The 24,771-nt window shown below is 64.8% G+C and carries 16 protein-coding genes; 5 read left to right on the top strand and 11 right to left on the bottom strand.

Translation table 11 applies throughout. The features are described from left to right. Positions 1-61: 61 nt before the first annotated feature. Genes BLV20_RS16450 through speB form a run of 3 tightly spaced genes read right to left on the bottom strand, consistent with a single transcriptional unit; the run spans position 62 to position 3,010 of the window. A complete protein-coding gene (locus BLV20_RS16450; RefSeq protein ID WP_092303203.1) occupies positions 62-1,573 on the bottom strand; it encodes a purine-cytosine permease family protein in 1,512 nt (503 codons plus the stop codon). Positions 1,574-1,627: 54 nt separating this feature from the next. Next, a complete protein-coding gene (locus BLV20_RS16455) occupies positions 1,628-2,050 on the bottom strand; it encodes a YybH family protein (protein WP_092303205.1) in 423 nt (140 codons plus the stop codon). A 9-nt stretch (positions 2,051-2,059) separates the two neighbouring features. Further along, positions 2,060-3,010: an agmatinase gene (speB, locus tag BLV20_RS16460; RefSeq protein WP_025805128.1), complete on the bottom strand. Its 951-nt coding sequence runs from the start codon at positions 3,008-3,010 to the stop codon at positions 2,060-2,062. 351 nt (positions 3,011-3,361) lie between these two features. On the opposite strand from speB, the gene BLV20_RS16465 reads away from it, so the two are divergent. After that, entirely contained in the window at positions 3,362-4,255 is an 894-nt protein-coding gene (locus tag BLV20_RS16465) for a LysR family transcriptional regulator (protein ID WP_092303207.1), read from the top strand. 10 nt (positions 4,256-4,265) lie between these two features. Further along, positions 4,266-4,877, top strand: coding sequence for a tRNA-uridine aminocarboxypropyltransferase (locus tag BLV20_RS16470; RefSeq protein WP_092303209.1), 612 nt, complete (start codon positions 4,266-4,268; stop codon positions 4,875-4,877). Positions 4,878-5,883: 1,006 nt separating this feature from the next. Here the strand turns inward: BLV20_RS16470 and BLV20_RS16475 are convergent. The 4 genes from BLV20_RS16475 to BLV20_RS31040 are packed head-to-tail and all read right to left on the bottom strand — an operon-like array spanning position 5,884 to position 11,354. Continuing rightward, positions 5,884-7,239 carry an HlyD family type I secretion periplasmic adaptor subunit gene (locus tag BLV20_RS16475; protein WP_092303211.1) on the bottom strand — a complete coding sequence of 452 codons (1,356 nt, stop codon included), beginning with the start codon at positions 7,237-7,239 and terminating at the stop codon, positions 5,884-5,886. A 10-nt stretch (positions 7,240-7,249) separates the two neighbouring features. Continuing rightward, complete coding sequence (locus BLV20_RS16480; RefSeq protein ID WP_092303213.1) at positions 7,250-9,409, bottom strand: type I secretion system permease/ATPase; 2,160 nt, start codon at positions 9,407-9,409, stop codon at positions 7,250-7,252. Between the two features lie 35 nt (positions 9,410-9,444). Then, positions 9,445-10,803 (bottom strand): TolC family outer membrane protein, encoded by a 1,359-nt coding sequence (locus BLV20_RS16485; protein WP_092303636.1) that lies wholly within the window; start codon positions 10,801-10,803, stop codon positions 9,445-9,447. Positions 10,804-10,862: 59 nt separating this feature from the next. After that, positions 10,863-11,354, bottom strand: a complete 492-nt coding sequence (locus tag BLV20_RS31040; protein ID WP_139192714.1) for a hypothetical protein — start codon at positions 11,352-11,354, stop codon at positions 10,863-10,865. A 38-nt stretch (positions 11,355-11,392) separates the two neighbouring features. On the opposite strand from BLV20_RS31040, the gene BLV20_RS16490 reads away from it, so the two are divergent. Beyond that, positions 11,393-17,767 carry a retention module-containing protein gene (locus tag BLV20_RS16490; protein WP_092303216.1) on the top strand — a complete coding sequence of 2,125 codons (6,375 nt, stop codon included), beginning with the start codon at positions 11,393-11,395 and terminating at the stop codon, positions 17,765-17,767. A 60-nt stretch (positions 17,768-17,827) separates the two neighbouring features. Here BLV20_RS16490 and lapD read toward each other — a convergent pair whose 3' ends face one another. The 4 genes from lapD to BLV20_RS16510 all read right to left on the bottom strand — a co-directional run bounded on the left by lapD (position 17,828) and on the right by BLV20_RS16510 (position 21,606). Further along, entirely contained in the window at positions 17,828-19,768 is a 1,941-nt protein-coding gene (gene lapD, locus BLV20_RS16495; RefSeq protein ID WP_092303218.1) for a cyclic di-GMP receptor LapD, read from the bottom strand. A gap of 19 nt (positions 19,769-19,787) precedes the next feature. Next, the gene (locus tag BLV20_RS16500; RefSeq protein ID WP_092303220.1) at positions 19,788-20,495 is read right to left on the bottom strand and encodes a transglutaminase-like cysteine peptidase; all 708 of its coding nucleotides are present in this window, start codon (positions 20,493-20,495) and stop codon (positions 19,788-19,790) included. A 117-nt stretch (positions 20,496-20,612) separates the two neighbouring features. Continuing rightward, a complete protein-coding gene (locus BLV20_RS16505; RefSeq protein WP_092303222.1) occupies positions 20,613-21,008 on the bottom strand; it encodes a YbaN family protein in 396 nt (131 codons plus the stop codon). Positions 21,009-21,018: 10 nt separating this feature from the next. After that, positions 21,019-21,606, bottom strand: coding sequence for a UPF0149 family protein (locus BLV20_RS16510; protein ID WP_092303224.1), 588 nt, complete (start codon positions 21,604-21,606; stop codon positions 21,019-21,021). Positions 21,607-21,880: 274 nt separating this feature from the next. On the opposite strand from BLV20_RS16510, the gene recQ reads away from it, so the two are divergent. Together recQ and BLV20_RS16520 are read left to right on the top strand one after the other, a co-directional pair. Continuing rightward, positions 21,881-24,007 carry a DNA helicase RecQ gene (gene recQ, locus BLV20_RS16515; protein WP_092303226.1) on the top strand — a complete coding sequence of 709 codons (2,127 nt, stop codon included), beginning with the start codon at positions 21,881-21,883 and terminating at the stop codon, positions 24,005-24,007. Positions 24,008-24,131: 124 nt separating this feature from the next. Then, positions 24,132-24,566: a MarR family transcriptional regulator gene (locus BLV20_RS16520; protein ID WP_092303228.1), complete on the top strand. Its 435-nt coding sequence runs from the start codon at positions 24,132-24,134 to the stop codon at positions 24,564-24,566. Positions 24,567-24,771 lie beyond the last annotated feature (205 nt).

Raw genomic sequence — 24,771 nt, forward strand, 5'->3', positions numbered from 1 at the left:
TCGGGCCCCGTCGTGTGCGGCGTGATCGCGGGCGAGCCTGCTGCTACAGGTCATGCATGGGTCAGGCGGTTTGGCGCATGACCGGTTTAGCGAGCGAATCCGTGCTCTTGCTGCGTGGATCGTTGGGGCCGTAGACCGCGGCCGGTTCCGGGAACAGCCTGAGCAGGGCCAGGTACACCAGCGAGGCCAGGCCCAGGGTCACCGGCAGGCTGATATCGATGCCGTCGGCCAGGTTGCCCAGCGGGCCGACGAACTGCCCGGGCAGGTTGACGAAGCACAGGCCGACCAGCGCGCTGGGGATCCAGGCCCCCAGGCCACGCCAGTTCCAGCCGTGCTGGAACCAGTAGCGGCCGCCCGTCTCGCCACGGGTGAAGACTTGCAGGTCGTCCGGGCAGTAGAAGCCGCGACGCACCAGCAGGCCGATCAGCATGATCACCATCCACGGGGTGGTGCAGGTGATGATCAGCACGGCGAAGGTCGACACGCTCTGCACCAGGTTGGCGGCGAAGCGCCCGATGAAGATAAAGGCGATCGACAGCAGGCCGATCAGCAGGGTCGCCTTGACCCGCGACAGCACCCGCGGGAACACGCTGGACATGTCCAGGCCGGTGCCATACAGCGAGGTGGTGCCGGTGGACATGCCGCCGATCACCGCGATCAGGCACACCGGCAGGAAGAACCAGCTCGGCGAGACCGCCAGCAGGCCGCCGACGTAGTTGTTGGCGGCGATGTAGTCGGGCGCCTTGACCGCGACGATGGTGGCGGTGGCCAGGCCGAACAGAAAGGGAATCAGGGTGGCGAGCTGCGCGGCGATCACCGCCAGCATGATCCGGCCTTTCGGGGTTTCGCGGGGGATGTAGCGCGACCAGTCGCCGAGGAACGCGCCGAAGGAAATCGGGTTGCTCATGGCCACCAGCGCGGCGCCGATAAAGGCCGCCCAGAAACCCGCCTGACCGAGGGCCACGGTACCGGCGAACTGGCTGTCGAAGGCCGGCGCGAAGGCGAAGATCCCCAGCAGGAACAGCAGGCTCGCCGCCCACACGGCAATGCGGTTGACCCACAGCATGAAGCGAAAGCCGTAGATGCACACCGTCAGCACCAGGATCGCGAACAAGCCGTAGGCCAGGCCCAGGGTCAGGTCGGTTTCCGGCAGGTCGGCCAGGCGCTTGGCGCCGCCCACCAGAGCGTCCCCCGAACTCCACACGGAGAGCGAAAAGAAGGCGATGGCGGTCAGCAATGACAGGAACGAGCCGACGATCCGCCCGTGCACGCCGAAATGCGCACCGGAAGAGACCGCGTTGTTGGTGCCGTTGATCGGCCCGAACAAACCCATCGGCGCGAGGATCAGTGCCCCCAGGATCACGCCCAGCACAATCGCCCAGGCCCCGGCCTGGAAGGACAGGCCGAACAGCACCGGGAAACTGCCGAGCACGGCGGTGGCAAAGGTGTTGGCGCCGCCGAAGATCAGGCGAAACAGGTCGCTGGGCCGGGCGTCGCGTTCATGGTCCGGGATCTGTTCGACCCCGTTTGTTTCGATGCTGCTAAGGCTTTTTTCTTTGTTGTTGTTATTCATGATCTGCTCCGATCACAAAGGCGCGCTCATTGTTTGTGAGCGTCACCTGTCTGGCTAAGGGGGTGGCAGCCCTTCCGGCATTGCGGACAAATGTTCGTGGCAGGCCAGCCATAGGCCTTGTTGTTGTGTGGCGGACCCTTGCTTGCGAAAAACAATGGTCTCGCGCTCCTGGCTGAAGTGTTGCTCCCCTTGCATGCGCAGCTCGGTGGCGACGTCATGAATAAATACCGCGGTGTCGCCCTGCAGGCTGACAAACGCGTTGCTCGAGGTGCAGGACAGCACCTCGAAGCCGTCCTCGCGGCGCCAGCTGTCCCACAGCGCCTGGTAGGCGTCGCGTGACAGCAAGGGCTGGGCGAGGGTGTAGAAGACGAAGCTGGCGTCAACGCTGAACGCGCCGAAATAGGCTTCGCGATCGTTACGGGCAAAGGCCGCCACCAGATCGGCGGCGGCTTTGAGGACCTGCTCGTGCTCGTTCATGGCCGGGCCTCAGCGACGCGCCACGCCCGGCAGCACGCAGAGCATTTCGTACAGCAGGTTGGCGCCCAGCAGCGAGGTGTTACCGGTGGTGTCGTATGGCGGCGAGACTTCTACCAGATCGCAGCCGACCAGGTCGAGGCCCTGGCAGCCACGGACGATCTCGATCGCCTGGATGGTCGTCAGGCCGCCGATTTCCGGGGTGCCGGTGCCCGGCGCCCAGGCCGGGTCGATGCCGTCGATGTCGAAGCTCAGGTACACCGGGCCGTCGCCGACCTTGGCCCGTACTTCGGCCATCAGCGGTTCCAGCGATTTGTGCCAGCACTCTTCGGCCTGCACCACGCGAAAGCCCTGCTTGCGGCTCCAGTTGAAGTCTTCGGCGGTGTAGCCCTGGGCGCGCAGGCCGATCTGCACCACGCGGTCGCAGTCCAGCAGGCCTTCTTCCACGGCGCGGCGGAAGGTGGTGCCGTGGGCGATCTTCTCGCCGAACATGTGGTCGTTGACATCGGCGTGGGCGTCGATGTGCACCAGGCCGACCTTGCCGTGCTTCTTGTGGATGGCGCGTAGGATCGGCAGGGTGATGGTGTGGTCGCCGCCCAGGGTCAGCGGGATCACGTTGTGCTCGAGGATGCCGTCATAGGCTTCTTCGATGATGCGCACGGCGTCCAGCAGGTTGAAGGTGTTGATCGCCACGTCGCCGATGTCGGCCACGTTCAGCGAGTCGAAGGGCGCGGCGCCGGTGGCCATGTTGTACGGGCGGATCATCACCGATTCGGCGCGGATCTCGCGGGGCCCGAAGCGGGTGCCGGCGCGCAGCGAGGTGCCGATGTCCAGCGGGACGCCGACAAAGGCGGCATCCAGGCCGGCTGGGGTAGGCACATGGGGAAGACGCATCATGGTGGCGATGCCGCCGAAGCGCGGCATTTCGTTGCCGCCCAGTGGTTGGTGGAGAATCTTGTCCACGGGATTGGCCTCATCGTTGTTTTATTTATGGGGTTTGCGCCGCAGCAAAGATTGCCGGCGCAACCGAGTGGGGCCGATTCTGCGAAATGTAGTAGGCGAGAAGAATCGCTACGGGCAAATACTTAGTTCAGGATTTTCTAAACTAATGGCGGCGGTAACGGATAGACTTTGGCGCCATCGGGAGCGGTATAGCCCGGAGCGGGCATGCGGTCCCGTAGGAGCGAGGCTTGCCCGCGAATGGCTGCCTGGCGGCCTGATCACCGCTGAAGCCGCCTATATGCAGGCACGCCAACAGGCGCCGGCTGGGCCTGGCACTTGATTCCCGTTGTCGATTTTCCTTGTGGAGTTCCCATGGCCAACGCTTTACCTGATCTGAAACTATTACGCATCTTCGTCAGCGTGGTGCGGCATCAGGGGTTCGCCAATGCCCAGCACGAGCTGAACCTCTCCACCTCGGCCATCAGCACCTACATGAGCCAGCTCGAATCGGCCCTGGGGTTGGTGTTGTGCCACCGTGGCCGTGGCGGTTTCAGCCTGACCAGCAAGGGCGAGCTGTTCCATCAGGAGACCCTGCGCCTGCTGGCCGAGCTGGAGGGCTTCGAGCAATATGCCGCGGCGCTCAAGGGCGAGTTGCGCGGCACCCTCAACCTGGGGGTGATCGACTCGACGGTAAGCGACAAGGCCCTGCCGTTCGCCGAAGCCATTGGCGCCTACAGCCAGGAACACCCGGCGGTGCATTTGCACCTGTCGGTGCTCAGTCCCTACGAATTGCAGCTCGGCGTGCAGGACAACCGCCTGGACCTGGCCATCGGCGCGTTTTCCACGCGCATGAGCGGGTTGGTGTACATGCCGCTGTACCGCGAGCAGCACTGGCTGTATTGCAGCAGTCGGCACCCGCTGTTCAACGAGCGGCGCATTCCCGAGCAAGTCATCACCCAGCAGCGCATGGTCGGTCGTGGCTACTGGAGCCAGGCCGAACTGGCGCGCCATGGCTTCAAGCACAGCGCGGCGACGGTGGAAAGTATGGAGGCGCAGCTGATCCTGGTGCTGTCCGGCGCCTACATCGGTTACCTGCCGGAGCATTACGCCCAGGCCTGGGCCGACAAGGGCGATTTGCGCGTGCTGTTGCCGGCCACCTTTGGCTATCAGGCGCCGTTCTCGATGATCGTGCGTCGTGGCCGCAGTCGCGAACCCTTGATCCAGACATTCCGCGACCTGCTCAAGGCGCAGCTCAACCAAGCCTGAGGAGGCGCCCATGTCGAGACTTCAATGCCCGCGCTGCCTGCGCCCGAAAACCCATTGCCTGTGCCCGCTGATCCCGCGGTTGGACAGCCGCACCCGGGTATTGCTGCTGCAGCACCCCAGCGAAGTGAACCACGCGCTGAACACCGCGCGGCTGGCGGCGCTGGGGCTGAACAATGCCGAGTTGATCGTCGGCGAGGTGTTTGCCGATTTGCCCGCGCTGTTGAACTGCCCCGGGTATCAGGCGCGCCTGTTGTTCCCGGCGGAGGATGCGCAGCCGTTGCAGGCCTACTCCAGCGTGCCGGACGAGCAGCCTTTGCTGCTGGTGGTGCCCGATGGCACCTGGCGCAAGGCGCGCAAGTTGCTGCACCTCAATCCGCTGCTGGCGGCGCTGCCACGGGTGACCCTGGCCGAGGGCACGGTTTCCCGTTACCGGTTGCGCAAGGCACCCGGGCCGGGGGCCTTGTCGACCATCGAGGCCATCGTCCAGGCCCTGCAAGTCCTGGAGGCACCGGCCACGTTCGCGCCCTTGCTAAAGCCCTTCGAAGCCCTGATCGACGGACAGATCGCGGCAATGGGCGAAGACACCTACCAACGCAACCACCAACAGACCAAAGGCCTGTAGCCGCTGCCGAAGGCTGCGATCGCCCGCGAAGCGGGCGCCGCTCCGGGTGGCGTGGTCTTTCAGGGAGAGCGTGGTGTCAGGTCCAGGGGCCGCTGCGCACCCCATCGCAGCCTGCGGCAGCGGCTACAGGGATTGGTGGCGTTTGCGCATTTTGATTGATGGGCAGATTGCGGCGAAATGGGAAGGTCCTTGCAACGCATGGCAGGCGAAACCTGTAGCCGCTGCCGCAGGCTGCGATCGACCGCGAAGCGGGCGCCGATCCGGCGCCTGGGTCTTTCAGGAAATACGCGGTGCCAGGCCCTGGGGCCGCTGCGCGTCCCGGCGCAGCCTGCGGCAGCGGCTACAGGGATTGGCGGCGTTTGCGCATCTCGCTCAACGGGCAGATTGCGGCGAAATGGGAAGGCCCTTGCAACGTAGGGCAGGCGAAACCTGTAGCCGCTGCCGCAGGCTGCGATCGACCGCGAAGCGGGCGCCGATCCGGCGCCTGGGTCTTTCAGGAAATACGCGGTGCCAGGCCCTGGGGCCGATGCGCGTCCCGGCGCAGCCTGCGGCAGCGGCTACAGGGATTGGCGGCGTTTGCGTATCTCGCTCAACGGGCAGATTGCGGCGAAGTGGGGAGGCCGTTGCAACGTAGGGCAGGCGAAACCTGTAGCCGCTGCCGCAGGCTGCGATCGCCCGCGAAGCGGGCGCCGCTCCGGGCGCCTGGGTCTTTCAGGAGATACGCGGTGAGAGGCCCTGGGGCCGCTGCGCGCCCCGGCGCAGCCTGCGGCAGCGGCTACAGGGATTGGCGGCGTTTGCGTGTTTTGATTGATGGGCAGATTGCGGCGAGGGGGAAGGGCCTTGCAACGCATGGCAGGCGAAACCTGTAGCCGCTGCCGCAGGCTGCGATCGACCGCGAAGCGGGCGCCGATCCAGGCGCCCCGGTTTTTCAGGAGGTACGCGGTGACAGGCCCAGGGGTCGCTGCGCGCCCCATCGCAGCCTGCGGCAGCGGCTACAGGAGGTTTTTCAGCGTTCGCGCATCGCTTCGGTCCGGGCCTTGAGCACGGGTTTGAGCAGGTAGTCGAGCACGCTTTTCTCGCCGGTGATGATGTCCACCGTGGCGACCATGCCGGGGATGATCAGCAGCGGCTTGAGGTCGCCACCCAGGTGGTTTTTGTCGGTGCGCACCTGGATCAGGTAAAAGCTGTTGCCCTTGTCGTCGGTGATGGTGTCGGCGCCGATCAGCTCGAGCTTGGCGCTCAGGCCGCCGTAGATGGTGTAGTCGTAGGCGCTGAACTTGACCATGGCTTTCTGCCCGGGATGAAGGAAGGCCACGTCTTGCGGGCGCACTTTGGCCTCGATCAGCAGGTTGTCCTCCAGCGGCACGATTTCCAGCATGTCGCTGCCCGGCTGGACCACGCCGCCGATGGTGTTGACCTTCAACTGCTTGATTACCCCGTGCACCGGCGAGGTCACGGTGGTGCGGGTCACCCGGTCGTCGATGGCGATGCTCGAGGCGGTGATTTTCGACAGTTCGGTGCGTTTCTCGTTGAGCTCCTTGGCGGCATCGGAACGGAAGCCTTGTTCGGATTCGTCGATCTTGCTCCTGATCTCGTTGATCGCCGATTCCGCCCGGGGAATGGCCAGGGTCGTAGCATTGAGCGAGCCACGGATTTCCACCGCGCTGCGCTTGAGGCGCAGGATCTCCACCGGCGACACCGCGCCGGTATTCACCAGCGGCGCCGACATGTTCATCTCCTGGTTGAGCAAGGCCAGGCTGGAGCTGAATTGCCCTTGTTTCGAGCGGAACTCCGCCAGTTCCTGGGTCTTTTGCCGCAGCTGTTCGCTCAGGGTCCGCTGTTCGCTGGCCAGGCGGCGCTGGCGCTGTTCGTACAGCGAGCGTTCGTCTTCCGCGACCTGGGGCGCCTTGCTCGTCACTTCGTCGGACGGCTTGAACGGCCGGCCCTCGGCTTCCGCGGAGAGGCGCTCGACCTGGGCCATCAAGGCGTAGCGGTCGGCCTCGCTTTCGCCCTTGTTCGACAGAAAGCGCGTGTCATCCAGGCGCAGCAGGGTGTCGCCCTTGTTCACCATCTGCCCTTCGCGCACGAAGATCTCGGTGACGATGCCGCCTTCGAGGTTCTGCACCACCTGCACCTTGCTCGACGGGATGGCCTTGCCTTCGCCGGTGGTGACCTCCTGGAGCACGGCGAACTTGGCCCAAAGCAGTGCGCTGACAAGCAGCGCGGCAGTCAGCCAGACGATAACGCGCGAGCCGCGCGGCGAGTCCTGCAGCGAGGCGCCGGCGGTTTCGGGCATGAACTCGCTTTCCGCGCTTTTGCGCAGGCTGGCGAAGTAGCCGCGGGATTGCGATGAGGCAGGCATGGGGCGACTCCTAGACCGCCGCAGAGCCGACACGGCCCTTGCGCAGTGCATCGATGACCGCTTCTTTCGGGCCGTCGGCGACGATCCGTCCGTTATCCAGGACCACCAGCCGGTCCACCAGGCTGAGCATCGAGGTGCGGTGGGTCACCAGCAGCAGGGTCTTGCCTTGCACCCAGGTATGCAGGCGCTGGCGCAGGGCGTCTTCGCTGCTGTTGTCCATGGCGCTGGTGGGTTCGTCCAGGAGCATGATCGGCGGGTCCAGCAGCAGCGCCCGGGCCAGCAGCACGGCCTGGCGCTGGCCGCCGGACAGCAGCTGGCCACGCTCGCCCACCGGCCGGTCGAAGCCTTGGGGATGCTGGCGAGCCAGTTCGGTAACGCCGGTCAGCTCGGCCACTTCGAGCATGCGCGCGTCGCTGATGTAGCGGGCGCCGAGGGTCAGGTTGTCGCGCAGGCTGCCGGCCAGCAGCGGCAAATCGTGGGCGACATAGCCGATCTGCTGGCGCAGGTCGGCCACGTCGAGCTGGCGCAGGTCGAGGCCGTCGAGCAGCAACTGGCCTTCCTCGGGCGCATAGAAGCCCATGACCAGGCGCCCCAGGGTGCTCTTGCCGGAGCCGCTGCGGCCGATGATGCCGATGCGCTCGCCGCGCTGCATGCTGAAGCTGATATTGCTCAGCGCCGCGGCATTCTGCCCCTGGTAGCGGAAGGTCACCTGGCTGAGCGCCAGCGCGCCCTGCAACTGCGTGCGCTCCAGCGGGTGCTGGCGGGCATCGCGTTCCTGAGGCAGGGCCATCAGCGCGTCGGTGCTGCGCATGGTCAGCTGGGCCTGCTGGTAGCGGGTGATCAACCCGGCGATCTGCCCCAGCGGCGCCAGGACCCGGCTGCCGAGCATGTAGGTGGCCACCAGCGCGCCGACGCTGAGGTTGCCGGCGATGATGCTGTAGACCCCGGCGACTATGGTCGCCATGCCGCAGAACTGCTGGATGAACAGGGTGCCGTTGCTGGCCAGGGCCGAGAGGTTGCGCGCGTGGCTGTCGAGGCGGGTGAGGGCGCCGTGGGTGCTTTCCCATTTGTGCTGGCGTTCGCTTTCGGCGCTGCAGGCCTTGAGGGTTTCCAGGCCGCCGAGGGTCTCGATCAGCAACGCCTGGCGTTCGGCGCCCAGGCTCAGGCTCTTTTGCACGGTGTCGCGCAGGCGGGCCTGGATCAGCATGGCGAAGGCGATGGTCAGGGGAAACGCCAGCAGCGGAATCACCACCAGCCAGCCGCCGAGCAGGCCGATCACCAGCAGCATCAGCACGGCGAAGGGCAGGTCGATCAGGCTGGTCAGGGTCACGGCGGTGAGAAATTCGCGCAGGCCCTGGAAGTCATGGATGCTCTGGGCGAAGCCGCCGACGGTCGCCGGCTTGGCTTTCATCGCCATGCCGGTGATGCGCTCGAACAGGGTGGCGGAGAGAATCACGTCGGTGCGCTTGCCGGCGCTGTCCAGCAGATGGGCGCGCACCACCCGCAGCACCAGCTCGAAACCGGTGCCGATCAGCAGCCCGATGGCCAGCACCCAGAGGGTCGAGGTGGCCTGGTTGGGCACCACGCGGTCATAGGTCTGCATGACGAACAGCGGCACCATCAGGCCCAGCAGGTTGATCAGCAGGCTGGCGAGGATCGCGTCGCTGTACAGCCAGCGCGAGAGTTTCAGGGTGTCGCGGAACCAGGCTTCGACGCGCGGCACCAGGGAGTTGCGCAACTCTTCCAGTTCATGGCGTGGCCGGGCGAACAGCGCCTGGCCACTGTAATCGTCGTTCAGCTCGGCCTGGCTGACCCATTGTTCGCCTCCTTCGGCTTCGCTGGGCAGGATCAGCGCCTGGCCGTCATCGCCCCAGCGGCGCAGGACCGCGCAGCGGCCATGCTTGAGGATCAACAGCACCGGCAGGTTGAGTGTGGAGATCGCCGACAGTTCGCGGCGCAACAGGCGCGCCTGCAGGCTGGCGCGGGCGGCGGCGCGGGGCAGCAGGTCCAGGCTCAGGCGTTGCTGGGCCAGGGGCAGTCCCGCACTGAGGCTGGCCCGGCTGACGTTGCAATCATGCAGCTTGCAGAGGATCAACAATCCATCCAACAACGGGTCATCAAAGCTCAGGCGCGGATCGACGCCTGTGCTCCCGGGTTCCATGCTGGTCACATCGAAGTCCTCCGCGGACTTAACGCATCAATGCATCAACGCATCTCCGGCAGGCGAGCGTCGCTCTTCACTTCGGTCTGGGCGATCGCCTCGGCGGGCACCACGACCTTTTCCTTGTTCAGCAACTCGCCCATGTTCGCCAGCACGCGATACATGGAGAACTCCTCGGTGTAGCGCACTTCGGTGTAGCGGCGGTTGGAGTTGTACAGCTCGTTCTCGCTGTCCAGCAGGTCGAGCAGGGTGCGCTGGCCCAGGCCGAACTGGTCCTGGTAGGCGGCGCGGACGCGAGCCGTGGTCTCGGCGTATTCGCGTGCGGTGGGGGTCTGCTTCTTGGCGTTGACCATGGCGTTCCAGGCCAGGGTGATGTTCTCGTTGAGCATGCGCAGCGCGTTGTTGCGGATGTCCAGGGCCTGGTTGATCTTGTGCGCGTCCGATTGCAGGCGGGCCTTGTCGCTGCCGCCGCGGAACAGGTTGTAGTTCATCACCACGCCGACCCGCCATTCATTGTCGTGGCCCTTGTCGCCCTGCACGTTGTCGTTGGCGCCCACCGCGGCCTCGGCATCGAAGCGTGGATAGAACGGCGACTTGGCGACTTCGTACTGGCTCTCGGCGGCCTGGACGTCGGCCTGGGCCGATTTCAGGTAAGGGTTGTTCTCCAGCATGCTTTGCCGGGCGTCCGGCAGGCTGGCGGGGATCTCGCCGCGGATCGAGGGCAGGCTTTCCAGTTCGTCGGGCATGCGGCCCACGGCGCTGAAGAAGTTGGCCTCGGCGTCGGCCAGGTCGACCATCGCGGTGTCGTAGTTGTTTTCCGCCAGGGCGCGACGGGCGCGGGACTGGTCGAGGTCGGCGGTGCTGCCGACGCCGCGTTCGCTGCGCAGGCCGATCTGGTCGTTGACCCGCAGGTGCGCCTGCAGGTTGTTCTTGGCCAGGGTCACCAGCTCGCGGCGCTTGAGCACTTCCAGGTACACCTCGATGGTGCGCAGGGCCAGGCTCTCGGCGGTGCCGCGGGTGTAGTAGGCCCGCGAGTTGGACACCGACTGGGTGCGCCCGACTTCGTTGGCGGTATTGAAGCCGTCGAAGAGCATTTGCCGCAGGCGCAACTCCGACTGGGTATAGGTCAGGGTCTCGGTGTGATGGTTGCCCAACGCGCGCGTGGTGGTGTTGTCGCTGTAGCCACGGCCATAGGCCGCATTCAGGTCCAGCGATGGATAGAAGCCCCCTTTGGCGACCTTGACGTCTTCATCAGCCGACAGACGGTTGTTCTGGCTCGCGCGCAGTTCCGGGTGGTTGTCCAGCGTGCTTTGAATCGCTTCCGTCAGAGACATGGCTTGGGCCTGATGAATACAGGCCACGGCTAATAAAATCGCGCTACTGAGGGGGGTAAAAACGCGCATGAGGTACATCTCCCTGATCCATGTATGGTGCTTTGCAGTCGCCAAAAAAATGACGAAATTTAGAGGTCAAACCGTTTCAGGCTTGTAACAACAGAGCTAAGAACATCCTGAGCGGAAGCTAAGAAGAATTTCTCATAAGGCATATGCTGAAAAAAACTTATGCAGTCTAAGAAAACCGGCACATTGTTCAGTGCACAAGCCCCGTATTTATAGGCTTTAGGGAGCTTTTTCGAGGCTTGAAAAGGTTCAATGAATTTTTCGACATAGGGCGGGAGAGGAGCGGTGGGGAGGGTGCGATACGGATGATGCGGCGACATTTTTTTGTCACTTGCAACCTTTGAATCCGTGTCGCGACTTTCGCGGGAGGGCTGTCCGAAGCCTGAATGCACCTGATTGCATTCGGTTTTGTCTTCGGCAGAAACAGCAGGCCAGCGAGGGACGAGCGAAATGGAAAGGCCGGTGCACCGGTTCGGCTGAATAGATGTCAGCGGACCTTCAGGCTGGCGTTTCCGGTCGGTGACCCGATAACGCCATAGCACTTTTCCGTGCAACCAGATGCCGATGGCTGTCGGCAGCGGAGGAAGTGCTCATGGCTAGGTTAATCGGTGTCGTCAGCAAGGTAGTGGGTCAGGTGATGGCGGTCGCGGCGGATGGTAGCCGGCGCGTCCTGGTAGAAGGCGATCGCCTGTTCGCCGGGGATCAACTGGTGACCGGCGCCGAGGGCGCCATAGCCGTGCGCCTGCAGAACGGCCAGGAGCTGACGCTCGGGCGCGACAGCAGCCTGCAATTGACCCCGCAACTGCTGGCGCACCAAGCGCCCCATGTACAGACACCGGAAGCCGTGGCCCCCAGCGATGCGCAGTTGAGCGATGTCGAGCAACTGCAGAAAGCCATCGCCGCCGGCGCCGACCCGACGCAAACCGGCGAAGCCACCGCGGCCGGCGCCGGCGCTACGGGGGGCAATGCTGGCGCCCTGGGTGGCGGGCATACCTTTGTATTGCTCGAGGAAGTGGCGGGCCGGGTCGAGCCGGTCATTGGTTTCCCCACCGCAGGCTTCAACGGCATTCCCGAATTCGTGCTTGAGCGGATTGCCGACGTGCCGCCAACCGACGACAGCGACATCGTGCCGCCGCCCGCTGCGAACAACCCGGTGACCCTGGGCGGCCTGTCGGTCGCCAATGGCGAGCTGACCCTCAGCGAAGCCAATCTGCCCCAGGGCTCGGCGAGCAATCCGGCGGCGCTGGTGCAGAACGGCACGTTCAGTGTTTCCGCGCCCGACGGGCTGCTCAGCCTCAATGTGGGCGGGATCGCCGTGGTCAGCGGCGGGGTGGTAGCCGGCTTCCCGCAGTCGATCGCCACCGCGCTCGGCAACACCCTGACCATCACCGGTTTCGATCCGGCCACGGGCATCGTCAGCTACAGCTACACCCTGCTCGGCAACGACATTCATTCCGCCGCTGAGGGCGCCAACAGCCTGAGCGAGCATTTCACCGTGCTGGTCAGCGACAGCAATGGCGACTCGTCGAGCAACACGCTGGACATCAATATCACCGACGATGTGCCCCAGGCGTTCGACGACGGCAATGGCATCGCCTCGGAAAACCAGCTGACCCTGAGCGGCAACGTGCTGACCAACGATATACAGGGCGCCGACCGGGTGCCCGGCGGGCCGATAGTCGCCGGGACCTTCAATGGCACCTACGGCACCCTGGTGCTGGCCGCCGACGGCACCTACACCTACACGCTCAATATCTCGGACGCCGACTTCAGGGCCTTGCGGGGCGGTGGCAGCGGCACCGAGACCTTTACCTACACCCTGACCGACGCCGACGGCGACAGCAGCACCGCCAACCTGGTGTTGCAGGTGCACAACAACGACGACCCGGTGGTGATCCGGGGGCTGGACCTTGAAGGCGCCGAAATCACGGTCTACGAGAAGCACCTGGCGCAGGGCAGCAGCCCGGATGCGGGCGCGCTGACCCAGAACGGCACCTTCACCCTGTCGGCGCTCGATGGCCTGCATAGCCTGACCGTCGGCGGCCTCTCGCTGTTCAGTGGCGGGGTGGCCGCCGGCTTCCCGCAATCGATCACCACCAGCCTGGGCAACATCCTGACCATCACCGGTTACGACGCCAGCACCGGGGTGGTCAGCTACAGCTACACCCTGGCCGGCACCGACACGCACCTGCTCGGCAACGGCGGCCATTTGCTGGGCGAGAACTTTGCGGTGAGCACCACGGATATCGACGGCGGTGGCGCCAATGGTTTCCTCGATATCAACGTGATCGATGACGTGCCGACGGCGGTCGACGACAGCAATGGCATTGCCTCGGAGAACCAGCCGACCTTGACCGGCAACGTGCTGGCCAACGACGTGCAGGGCGCCGACCGGGTGCCCGGCGGGCCGATTGTCGCCGGGACCTTCAACGGCACCTACGGCACCCTGGTGCTGGCCGCCGACGGCACCTACACCTACACGCTCAATATCTCGGACGCCGACTTCCAGGCCTTGCAGGGCAACGGCAGCGCTACCGAGACCTTTACCTACACCCTGACCGATGCCGACGGCGACAGCAGCACCGCCAACCTGGTGCTGGCCATCCATAACACCGACGATGGCGTGACCCTCAACGGCCTGGATACCGATGGCGGCGAACTGGCGGTCTACGAGAAGCACCTGGCGGACGGCAGCAGCCCGGACGCGGGCGCCCTGACCCAGAGCGGCACCTTCAGCGTGACGGCCCTGGACGGCCTGCAAACCCTGACGGTGGGCGGGATCAACGTGGTGATCGGCGGAGTGCCCGCGGGCTTCCCGCAATCGATGACCACGGCCCTGGGCAACATCTTGACCATCACCGGCTACAACGCCGCCACCGGGGTGATCAGCTACAGCTATACCCTCACCGACAATGAGGCTCACCCAACCGCCAACGGCGCCAATAGCCTGAGCGAACACTTCGACGTGGTCGCCACCGATGTCGATGGCAGCACGGCCAGCGGCTCGCTGGATGTGAACGTGGTGGACGACCTGCCAATGGCGGTCAACGACAGCAATGGCGTGGCCTCGGAAAGCCAGCTGGTGCTCAGCGGCAATGTCCTGGCCAACGACGTGCAGGGCGCCGATCGCGTACCCACGGGCCCAGTCACCCCCGGCACTTTTGCGGGCACCTACGGCACCTTGGTCCTCGCGGCCGATGGCACCTACACCTACACGCTCAACACCGCGGACGCCGACTTCAAGGCCTTGCAGGGCGGTGGCAGCGGCACCGAGACCTTTGCCTACACCATCACCGATGCCGACGGCGACCCGAGCACCGCCAACCTGGTGCTGAACGTCCATAACAATAACGATTGCGTGACCCTGCACTGCCTGGATATCGAGGGTGGCGAGCTGAGGGTCTACGAGAAACACCTCAGCGATGGCACCAGCCCCAATGCCCCGGCCCTGACCCAGAGTGGTTTTTTCCTGGTCAATGCGCCGGACGGCCTGCACACCCTGACGGTGGGCGGGATCAATGTGGTGACTGGCGGGGTGGCCGCGAGCTTCCCGCAGTCGATCCTGACCGCCCTGGGCAACGTGCTGACCGTTACCGGCTACGACGCCAACCTCGGTGTCGTCGCCTACAGCTACACCCTGCTCGACAATGAAAACCATCCGACGGGGCTGGGGGCCAACAGCATCGCCGAGCATTTCAATGTGTTCGCCAGCGATGGCGACGGCAGCAGCGCCTCCGGGGTGCTGGATGTGAATATCGTCGACGACCTGCCCACCGCTCACCCTGATGTGGCGATGGCCGATGAAGGCACGACCATCAGCGGGAATGTGCTGGGCAACGACATTGGCGGCGCCGACGGTCCGGCAATCACTGGCGCGGTGGTCGGCGTGCGCGCCGGCAGCGACACCTCGACCTCGGCCATTGGCGGCTTGAACACCACCATCAACGGCCTGTACGGCACCTTGACCCTGGACGCCTTCGGCAACGCGACCTATCACAGCTACCCGAACTCGGTTACCGCTCACGATTCGCAGGATGTGTTCGTCTACACCGTGCGGGACGTGGACGGTGATGAAAGCACCACCACCATCACCATCCAGATCTGCGACACCGAGCTCAGGGCCGTCAATGACGAGGATGTCACTGTCTTCGAAAAAGCCCTGGACCTGAACCAGGACGGCCAGGACCTGGCGGCCGGCACGGTGACCGGCAGTGACCCGGGCCATACCGGCGAAACCGCCACCGGCACCCTGGTCGGCTCGGTCATCGGCGGCAGCGGTGCGATTACCTACACCCTGGTCGGCAGCGCCACCGGCACCTACGGGCAGATCCTGCTCAACGCCGACGGCACCTACCGCTACACCCTGACCTCGGCGCCGAAAACCCTGCCCAATGCCAACGACGGCCCGAACGTCCTCAGCGAAAGCTTCACCTACAGGGCCACCGACGCGCTGGGCAATACCACCACCAGCACCATCCAGATCGCCATCGTCGACGATGTGCCCAAGGCCGTTGCCAGCGAGCGGGCGGTGACTGCGCAGGAGGTCGATTCCAACCTGCTGCTGGTGATCGACGTCTCCGGCAGCATGGCCGACCCTTCGGGCGTCGCCGGCCTGTCGCGCCTGGAGCTGGCCAAGCAGGCGATCAGCGCCTTGCTCGACAAATACGCCGACATGGGCGATGTGAAGGTGCAGATCGTCACCTTCAGCAGCAGCGCCACGGACAAGACGCCGATCTGGGTCGATGTGGCGACGGCCAAGTCGATCATCGCCTCGCTGACCGCCGGCGGCGGCACCAACTACGATGCGGCGGTGGCCGCGGCGAAGTTGGCGTTTGCCACCAGCGGCCAGCTCAGCGGGGCGCAGAACGTCGGTTATTTCTTCTCCGACGGCAAGCCCAACGACGGCCAGGAAATCGGCACCGCCGACGAAACCGCCTGGAAAGCCTTCCTCGATGCCAACGGCATCAAGAACTATGCAATCGGCCTGGGCAGCGGCGTCAGTAACAGCAACCTCGACCCGCTGGCCTATGACGGCAGCGCCCACCTGGATACCAATGCCGTGGTGGTCACCGACCTGAACCAGCTCGACTCGGTGCTGGCCGGCACGGTACAGGGCACCCCGGTCACCGGCAGCCTGCTCGGCGAAGGCGGCTCGTTCGGCGCCGATGGCGGCTTCATCAAGAGCCTGGTGGTCGACGGCACCACCTACACCTATGACCCCAGCGGCAACGGCAACCAGGGTGCGCTGGGCTTCAGCGGCGGGGTCAACCACGGCACCTTCAACACCCTGGACAACAGCCTGAGCATCGCCACCAGCAATGGCGGCACGCTGGTGGTGAAACTCGACACCGGCGATTACACCTACACCTCGCAGAATGTCGACAGCGTGGTGCTGACCGAGACAATCGGCTTCACCGTCAGCGACAACGATGGCGACCTGGCAAGCTCGACCCTGGTGATCAAGGTCAACCCGAATGTGCCGCCGGTGGCAGTCGACGACCACATCATCACCAACATTCTGGCGGGCACTATCGTGGTGCCGGCCGATGCCCTGCTGGCCAACGACAGCGACGCCGACGGCGATCCGCTGACGGCCGCGCCGACCAGCTTCAACACCGGCTGGCTGTCGCCGGGCTCCGACTTCACCGCCGCCAGCCTGCAGACCATTGCCTTCACCGGGGGCACCAGCCAGACCCTGAGCGTGGCCCGGGCCTCCTTCAATGCCAATACCCTGGCCATGACCGCCGTGGTGGTGGTCAGCGGCTTGCTGGGCAGCATCAACAACGGCAATGACAATGACGAGGATGTGATCAGCGTCAGCCTGAAACAGGGCGAGACCCTGACCCTGGATCACAACGTGGTGGCGGGCCGGGTGGGCATGGAATATGCGTTCAATGGCGGGGCCTACACCGCGATCGCCGATGGCGGCTCGTTCACCGCGGGGGCGGACGGGATCTACCAGATCCATCTCATCAACCTGCCCAACCCCAGCGGCAGCAACGCCAACGGTTCGCAAAACTACCTGCTGACCATGACCGTCGACTACACCGGCGCCCAGGATTCCATGCCGGACTACCACGGCACCTATACCGCCAGCGACAACCATGGCGGCAGCGACAGCGCGGCCGTGAGCATCAGCTATCAGAGCGGCCATACCCTGACCGGTACCGCAGGCGACGATGTGCTGCTGGCCGGCAGCGGCGACACGGTGATCAATGCCGGCGACGGCAACGACGTGCTCGTGGCCGGCAGCGGCAACAACACCCTGCACGGCGACGCGGGTAACGACCTGCTGTTCGGCGGGCCGGGCAACGACCTGCTCGACGGCGGCACGGGCAACGACACCGCCAGCTACGCCCATGCCAGTGCCGGGGTCACGGTCGACCTCGCGCTGCTCGGTGCGCAGGACACCGGCGGCGCCGGCACCGACCTTCTCACGGCCATCGAGAACCTGGCGGGTTCCAACTACAACGACATCCTGAGCGGCAACAACAACGCCAACATCATCACCGGCGGCCTGGGCAACGATGTGCTCAATGGCGGCGGTGGCGACGACCTGCTGATCGGCGGGATGGGCAACAACACCCTGACCGGTGGCAGCGGCAGCGATACCTTCCAGTGGCAGCAAGGCAACAGCGGGCATGACCTGGTCACCGACTTCACGCCGGGCACCGACAAGCTCGACCTGTCGCAGTTGCTGCAAGGCGAGAACGCCAGCGCCGCATCGCTGGATGACTACCTGCACTTCACCGTCAGCGGCAGCGGCCCGTCGCTGATCACCAGCATCGATGTCAGCACGGCGGCGGGGGCCGCGCCGAGCCAGACCATCGACCTGGCCGGGGTCAACCTGGCGGCGCACTACGGGGTGACGCCGGGGGCGGGCGGGGTGATTGCGGGCGGTGCGGATACCGCGACCATCATCAACGGCATGCTCAACGACCATTCGTTGAAGGTCGATACCGTCTGAGCCTGGCAAGGCATGGCGCCAGCCTCGGCTGGGGGTGGCGCCGAACGGCCGGATGAGTGCCTACATCGGTTCCGGTGGGCCGATCAGCCGCCCCATGACCCCGAACAACCCCAGGGCCTTGAGGGTGTCCAGTTCGCCCTGGGTTTCGACCCGTTCGGCGATCAGCGGCAGGTCGATGCTGTGGGTGGCGCGAAAGACCGCTTCGATGAACAGCTGCTTGTCGGTTTGCCGGTCGATGTCGCGGATGTAGCTGCCGTCGACTTTCAAATAGGCCAGGCCCAGGTGGGCGAGGTTGCCGATCTGGCTGAAGTTGCCGCCGAAGTGCTGCAGGCCGATCCGGTAGCCGCTGTCGCGCAGGCTCTGGCTCAATTGCTGCAACTCGCTGGCCGAGGGTAGTTGGCGTTCGTCGATTTCCAGGGTCAGGAGCCTCGCCAGGTCGGGCAGGGCCTTGAGCTGGGCGAGAATCTGCTGCAACGCCTCGGGGTCGCGCAGGGTGCTGCCGGACAGGCTCAGGGCCAGCGGCCAGGCATGTTCGAGCAGGTAATCCAGGGTGTGCTCGAGCATGGCCAGGTCGAAACGCGCCGACCAGCCCAGGCGCTCGATCCACGGCAGGAAGTGCCCGGCGGCAATGGCTTCGCCCTGCGGGTCGAGCAAGCGCGCCAGGACTTTGTGATGCAGCACTTCGCTGGTGTCGGCGCAACGCACCACCGGCTGGAAATACAGCTTCAACTTGCCGTTGCTCAGGGCATCGTCGATCCAGGCGCGCCAGTCATGCTGCGGCTGGCTGGGGCCCGCGGCGAAGTCCTGCAGCAACGCCCAGGGGCGCTCGGGATGCTGCTGGGCCTGCGCCAGCGCCTGATCCAGGCGCAGCCATACGCCGGCCAGCGAGTCGCCGGCCTGGTAGGCGACTATGCCCAGGTGCGCCACCGGCGTGCAGTCGCTGGCCCCGGTCAGGCGCAGGTTCTCCAGGGTGGCGCTGATCTCCATGGCCAGGCGCTCGGCGCTGCGGCTGTCCAGGCCCGGGGTGAGCAGGCTGAACTCGCCGCCGCGATTGCGCGCCGCCAGCCAGTGGCGGCGGTCGTTCTGGGTGCTGATGCGCTTGAGCAGGTCGCCGATATTCTTGATCAAGGCATCGGTGCGCTGGCCGCCCAGGCGCTGGTTGAGGCCGCTGAGGTCGTTGACCCGCAGCATCAGCAGGTAGCCGTCGCCGTTCTGCTCGTTGAGCAGCAACAGGTCGTTGAGCTGTTCATCCAGCAGGCGCCGGTTGGCCAGGCCGGTCAGGCTGTCCTGGTAGGACTCGGCCCGCAGCTTCTCGCTGCGCGCGGACTCTTCGGCGAACAGGCCCTTGAGCTTTTCCACCATCTGGTTCATGGCCAGGACCACCCGCTTGAGTTCGGGTGTGCGTGGCACCGTCGGCAGGCTGAGGAATTCACGCTGGCTGATGGCCTCGGCCTGCTTGGCCATGGCGTCCAGCGGCCGCAGCTGGCGCCGCAGCAGCCAGCCACCGAACACCGCGCTGAGCAGGCCGCAGACCAGCAGCCAGAGCAGGCCGCCGAGGCTGCTGTCCCAGAGCCTGGCCAGGGCGAACTGCGGGTTGCTCAGCACCTCCACCCGCGCCACCTGTTCCCAGCCGCGCATCACCAGGGCGTCGCCGCCTTGCGGGGGCAGGTTCACCAGCCTGACGAACCACTCGGGGACGCCCTCGACGCTGGCCGGCGCCGAACGCTCCAGCAGAATGCCCTCGTCTTCGATGCTCACCACCCGGATGCTGTTGTAGTAACCGCTGTCGAAAATCGAGCTGACCATCAGTTCCATCATCGCCGGGTCGTCGACCTGGCTGGTCAGGGACAGGCCCAGGGCGGTGGCTGCATCCTGGGCGTGGGAGCGAAGCTGGCCGAGCATCTGCTCGCGAGAACTTTCCAGGCTGACAACGAAGCTGCCGCTGAAGGCCACCAGCAAGAACAGGCAGATGGCGATAAACAGTTGCTTGAGTAGCGACATGCGGCACTCCCTTGTCGAATCAGCCGTTGCCCACGGTAAAGCCCTCGGCCCGCATCTTTTTCAGTACGTCCTGCCAGCGCGAAAGTTTCTTCGGATCGATGCTGCGCGTGTCGCCGGCCGCCCCGGGCAGGTACAGCCCCTCGGCGTTGAAGGCGTATACCGGGTTCGGGTCCTGGCGCTGGGCGGCGGAACGAATGTCGCTGCTGAGGTTGTCCAGTATCAGCGGTCCGGCGCTGGGGCTGGGGTAATAGGCCAGGACCATGTGCGGTTGCTTGCCGCGCCTGGCCTTGACGTAGGTAAGGCGCAGTTTGTCGCTGGAAACCCCCAGGCTGCGCAGGCTGAAATACTTGGCCAGGGCATAGTCCTCGCAATCCCCGGCGCCCTTGAGCAGGGCCTCGATCGGCGTGGCCCAATAGTCGCGCTGCTGCCAGGTACGCAGGTCTTCCTTGAAGCTCAGGTGCTGGTTGAAGAAGCGGTTGATGGCATGCAGTTGCTCAAGCTCCGGTCGCCCGGTCACGTCTTGCAGCAACTGGTTCCAGGCGACCAGACGCTCGCGGGCAGGGCCCAAAACGCGATGGCGATGCTCGAAGGTACTCAGCACAGAGACGAATTCCCAGTTCGCCCGCACATTGCCCGGGTCGGTCCATAGACAGATCAGCAGCAATGACCAGCCGGCCAGCCGAAGCCGGAGCAGTGTCCAGTCGAGGCGGGGCGAACTTGCGGACATGGCAGGCTGCTCGAATGCAGGTGTGTGAAGTCTAGGCGGTATTTTTTGCGAGCATGGGCAATTGGTCGGGTCGCCATTCGAGGCGCGGGCGTGTCGCAGGGGAGGGGGCAGGCCCGCTCAGGGCTTGTGCAGAGTTTTCTGGCGCAGGATGTAGATCGTCACCAGCACCGCGCTGGTGAGCATGAAGCCTCGGGCCCAGAGCAGCGGCACCAAAAAGCAGGACAAACCGATGCTCAGCCACATCAGGCCGATGGCGTAGACCTTGCCTTTGAGCGGAATGCCGTGGCCGTCCAGATAATCGCGGATCCACGGGCCAAGCCGTGGATGATCCACCAGCCATTGATAGAAGCGCGGCGAACTGCGGGCAAAGCAGGCGGCGGCCAGCAGCAGGAAGGGCGTGGTGGGCAATACCGGGAGGAAGATGCCGGTCACCCCCAGCACTACGCTCAGCCAGCCGATGGCCAGCAGAACGTAGCGCAGGATCAGGGGGCGGTTGCCTATGGGCTTGGCCATAGGCAAGGGCTCAGTGGTGGCGGGGCTTGAGAATCGCCGGTTTCTCGTCCGGCGCGTTGCACAGCAAGTACAGCGCGGTCAGGGCCTCAGGGATCTGCACGATCATGTCGTCCATCAGGTTGGCATCGCTAGCGATGTCGGAGAACTCGGGCTGTTCGTCGAACAGGCCGGAACCGACCATGATCGGCAGGAGCATCTCGCTGACTTCTTCCTCGGCGGTTTCGAACCAGGCCGCTTCGCGCAGGAATACGCCTTCCATGAAGCCGATGCACCAGCCACGCAGGTCGGAGTCGTCCGGCTCGTCGCCGAGGTCGAGGTCGCACGGCAGCTCGAACTCTTCATCGGAAGCCAGTTGGCGGGCGATGTGGGCCTTGAGGGCAATCAGGGTGGATTCGATCTCTTCGCGCTGGGTGTCGTCGCTGTAATGCGGCTCCTCGGCGAACAGGGCGTCGATCCATTCACGGTCGGGAACGCTTTCGGAACAGATGGACAGCGCAGTCAGGTAGCCATGGGCGGCCACGTAGTCCAGCGCCTCGTCATGCAGCTCATCGGCGTCGAGGAAGGCTTGCAGGCGGGTTAATTGCTCAGCGAAGGACATTGAAGGACTACCTTGGGAATAAACGATGCTGAATTCTAGGCCTTCTTGAGCGCCCAGGCCAGCCGCAGCGCAGATTTGCGCGCTTCTAAAGGTTACCAGCGGTCCATTGTCGGCACCCTTCGCCGGCAAGTGCTCGGGTATACTTGCGCGTTTTGTGATGCCCGGCAGGCGTCATGACGGTCCAGGAAAAGTCCGCTAACGGATTTGTCAGTGAAAACCGTGGTCTTTTCGGCCAGCCTGCGCACAGGGATTTCAGCGATTTTTGGAGTTTTTCATGCTCGAACAGGCTCAACGCGTCCTCAAGGACATCTTCGGCTACGACAGTTTCCGTGGCCGCCAAGGTGCGATCATTGAGCGCGTAGCCAGTGGCGGCGACGCCCTGGTGCTGATGCCTACCGGCGGCGGCAAATCGTTGTGCTTCCAGGTCCCGGCCTTGCTTCGCGACGGCCTGGCGGTGGTGGTCTCACCGTTGATCGCGCTGATGGACGACCAGGTCGCCACCCTGGAGGAACTCGGGGTCGCCGCGGCGGCGCTGAACTCCACCCTGAGCGCCGAGCAGCAGCGCGACCTGGCCGCCCGCATCCGGCGTGGCGAGGTGAAGATGCTCTACCTGGCGCCGGAGCGCCTGGTGCAGCCGCGCATGCTGGCGTTCCTGCAGAACCTCGATATCGCCTTGTTCGCCATCGACGAGGCGCATTGCGTGTCCCAGTGGGGGCATGACTTCCGTCCGGAATACCTGCAACTGGGCCAACTGGCGGAAATGTTTCCCCAGGTGCCGCGCATCGCCCTGACCGCCACCGCCGACAAGCGCACCCGCGAGGAAATCGTCAATCGCCTGCACCTGCAGGACGCCGAGCGTTTCCTCTCCAGTTTCGACCGTCCGAACATTTTCTATCGCATCGTTCCCAAGGAGCAGCCGCGCAAGCAACTGCTGGCGTTCCTCAATGAACGGCGCAGCGATGCCGGCATCGTCTATTGCCTGTCGCGCAAGAAGGTCGACGAGGTTGCCGCCTTCCTCTGCGAGCAGGGTTTCCCGGCATTGCCGTATCACGCCGGCTTGCCCAGCGAGCTGCGTGCCTATCACCAGAAGCGCTTCCTCAACGAGGAAGGGCTGATCATGGTCGCGACCATCGCCTTCGGCATGGGCATCGACAAGCCCAACGTGCGCTTCGTGGCGCACCTGGACCTGCCCAAGTCCCTCGAGGCCTATTACCAGGAAACCGGGCGTGCCGGGCGTGACGGCCTGCCCGCCGATGCCTGGATGGCCTACGGCCTGCAAGACGTGCTGATGCTCAAGCAGATGCTGCAGAACTCCGAGGGCGACGAGCGCCACAAGCGCCTGGAGCAGCACAAGCTCGATGCCATGCTGGCGCTGTGCGAGGAAACCCGCTGCCGGCGCCAGACGCTGCTGGCCTATTTCGACGAAGACATGCCGCAGCCGTGCGGCCACTGCGACAACTGTGTCGATGGCGTGCAGACCTGGGATGCCACCGAACCGGCGCGCCAGGCGCTGTCGGCGATCTATCGCACCGGCCAGCGGTATGGCGTCGGCCACCTGGTGGATGTGCTGCTGGGCAAGGACACGGAAAAAGTGCGCAGCTTCGGCCACCAGCATCTTTCCGTATTCGGCGTGGGCAAGGCGCGCAGCGAAGGCGAATGGCGCTCGCTGTTCCGCCAGCTGGTGGCTCGCGGCCTGGCCGACATCGACCTGGAAGGCTATGGCGGCCTGCGACTGAGCGACAGCTGCCGGCCGCTGCTCAAAGGCGAGGTGAGCCTGGAACTGCGCCGTGACATAAAGCCGCAGGCCGCCGCCAAGAGCAGCACCAGCCAGGCCAGCCAACTGGTACGTGGCGAAGAGCGCGAACAGTGGGAAGCCTTGCGCGCCCTGCGGCGCAAACTGGCGGAAGAACATGGCGTGCCGCCCTATGTCATTTTTCCCGATTCCACCTTGCTGGAAATGCTCCGCAGCCAGCCCGGCTCCCTGGCGGAAATGGCCCGGGTCAGCGGCGTCGGCGCGCGCAAGCTGGAGCGTTACGGCGAGGCCTTCCTCGAAGTATTGGGTGGCCAGGCCGAAGCGCCGAAAGTGCTGGCCGACATTCGCCACGAGCTGATTACCCTGGCCCGCGCGGGCATGACGCCGCTGCAGATCGCCGGGCAATTGCAGTGCTCGGAAAAGAACGTTTACACAATGCTCGCCGAGGCGGTGGGCAAGCAGCAGCTGTCGCTGGAGCAGGCGCTGGACCTGCCGGAAGACTTGCTTGGCGAGATCCAGGACGCCTTTCTCGACGGCGAAGGCGAGCTGCCATCGGTGAGCGAAGTGACCGAGTTGTTCGCCGGCCGCGTGCCCGAAGGCGTGTTGTATTGCGTTCGCGCGGCACTGGAATCGGAATTCGAGATGTGAATCCCGCTGCGGCAAGATGTAACGATTCAGTTCATGGCAAACCTTGCCACTCGGCAACTGTCATGCTTAGCTGACTAATAATTAGTTTTTCTTAATTTTCAGTCTACTAACTCATGAGTTGTTTATGCCGTTAACCGATCAACACCGTTTTGGCATGCAGTTGGCGCAGATGTCCCGAGGCTGGCGCGCCGAGCTGGATCGCCGTTTGGCCGGACTTGGCCTGTCTCAGGCCCGCTGGCTGGTGCTGCTGCATCTCGCCCGTTTTGATGAAGCCCCAACCCAACGTGAACTTGCCCAGAGTGTCGGCGTCGAAGGACCGACCCTGGCGCGGCTGCTCGACAGCCTGGAAACCCAGGGGCTGGTGCAACGGCAGTCGGTGGTCGAGGATCGCCGGGCGAAGAAGATCGTTCTGTGCGCTCCGGCGCTGCCCTTGATCGAACAGATCGAAACCATCGCCACCGCCTTGCGCCGTGAGTTGTTCGTCGGTGTCGATGAAGAAGATATGCGGGTCTGCATGCGGGTTCACGCGCATATCCTGGCCAATCTGGAAAAGTCTTGAGGCATAACTAACGCCGCGGATTTTTGAGCTGGCGACACCGGCCGACTATAAGAATTACCAGGTCCACAGCGGCATGCGCAGCCAGCGTATCGCCGCTGTGGTCGTTTTCGGTCGCGACAAAAGGGTGCTCATGTTCCAGAGTCTGCTGGCCGCTTTGCGCGGCTCCGTCGGGTCGTCTTGCGTAGCGAGACGTCATTCCTGGCTC

Source organism: Pseudomonas sp. NFIX28 (assembly GCF_900107395.1).
Lineage (GTDB): Bacteria > Pseudomonadota > Gammaproteobacteria > Pseudomonadales > Pseudomonadaceae > Aquipseudomonas.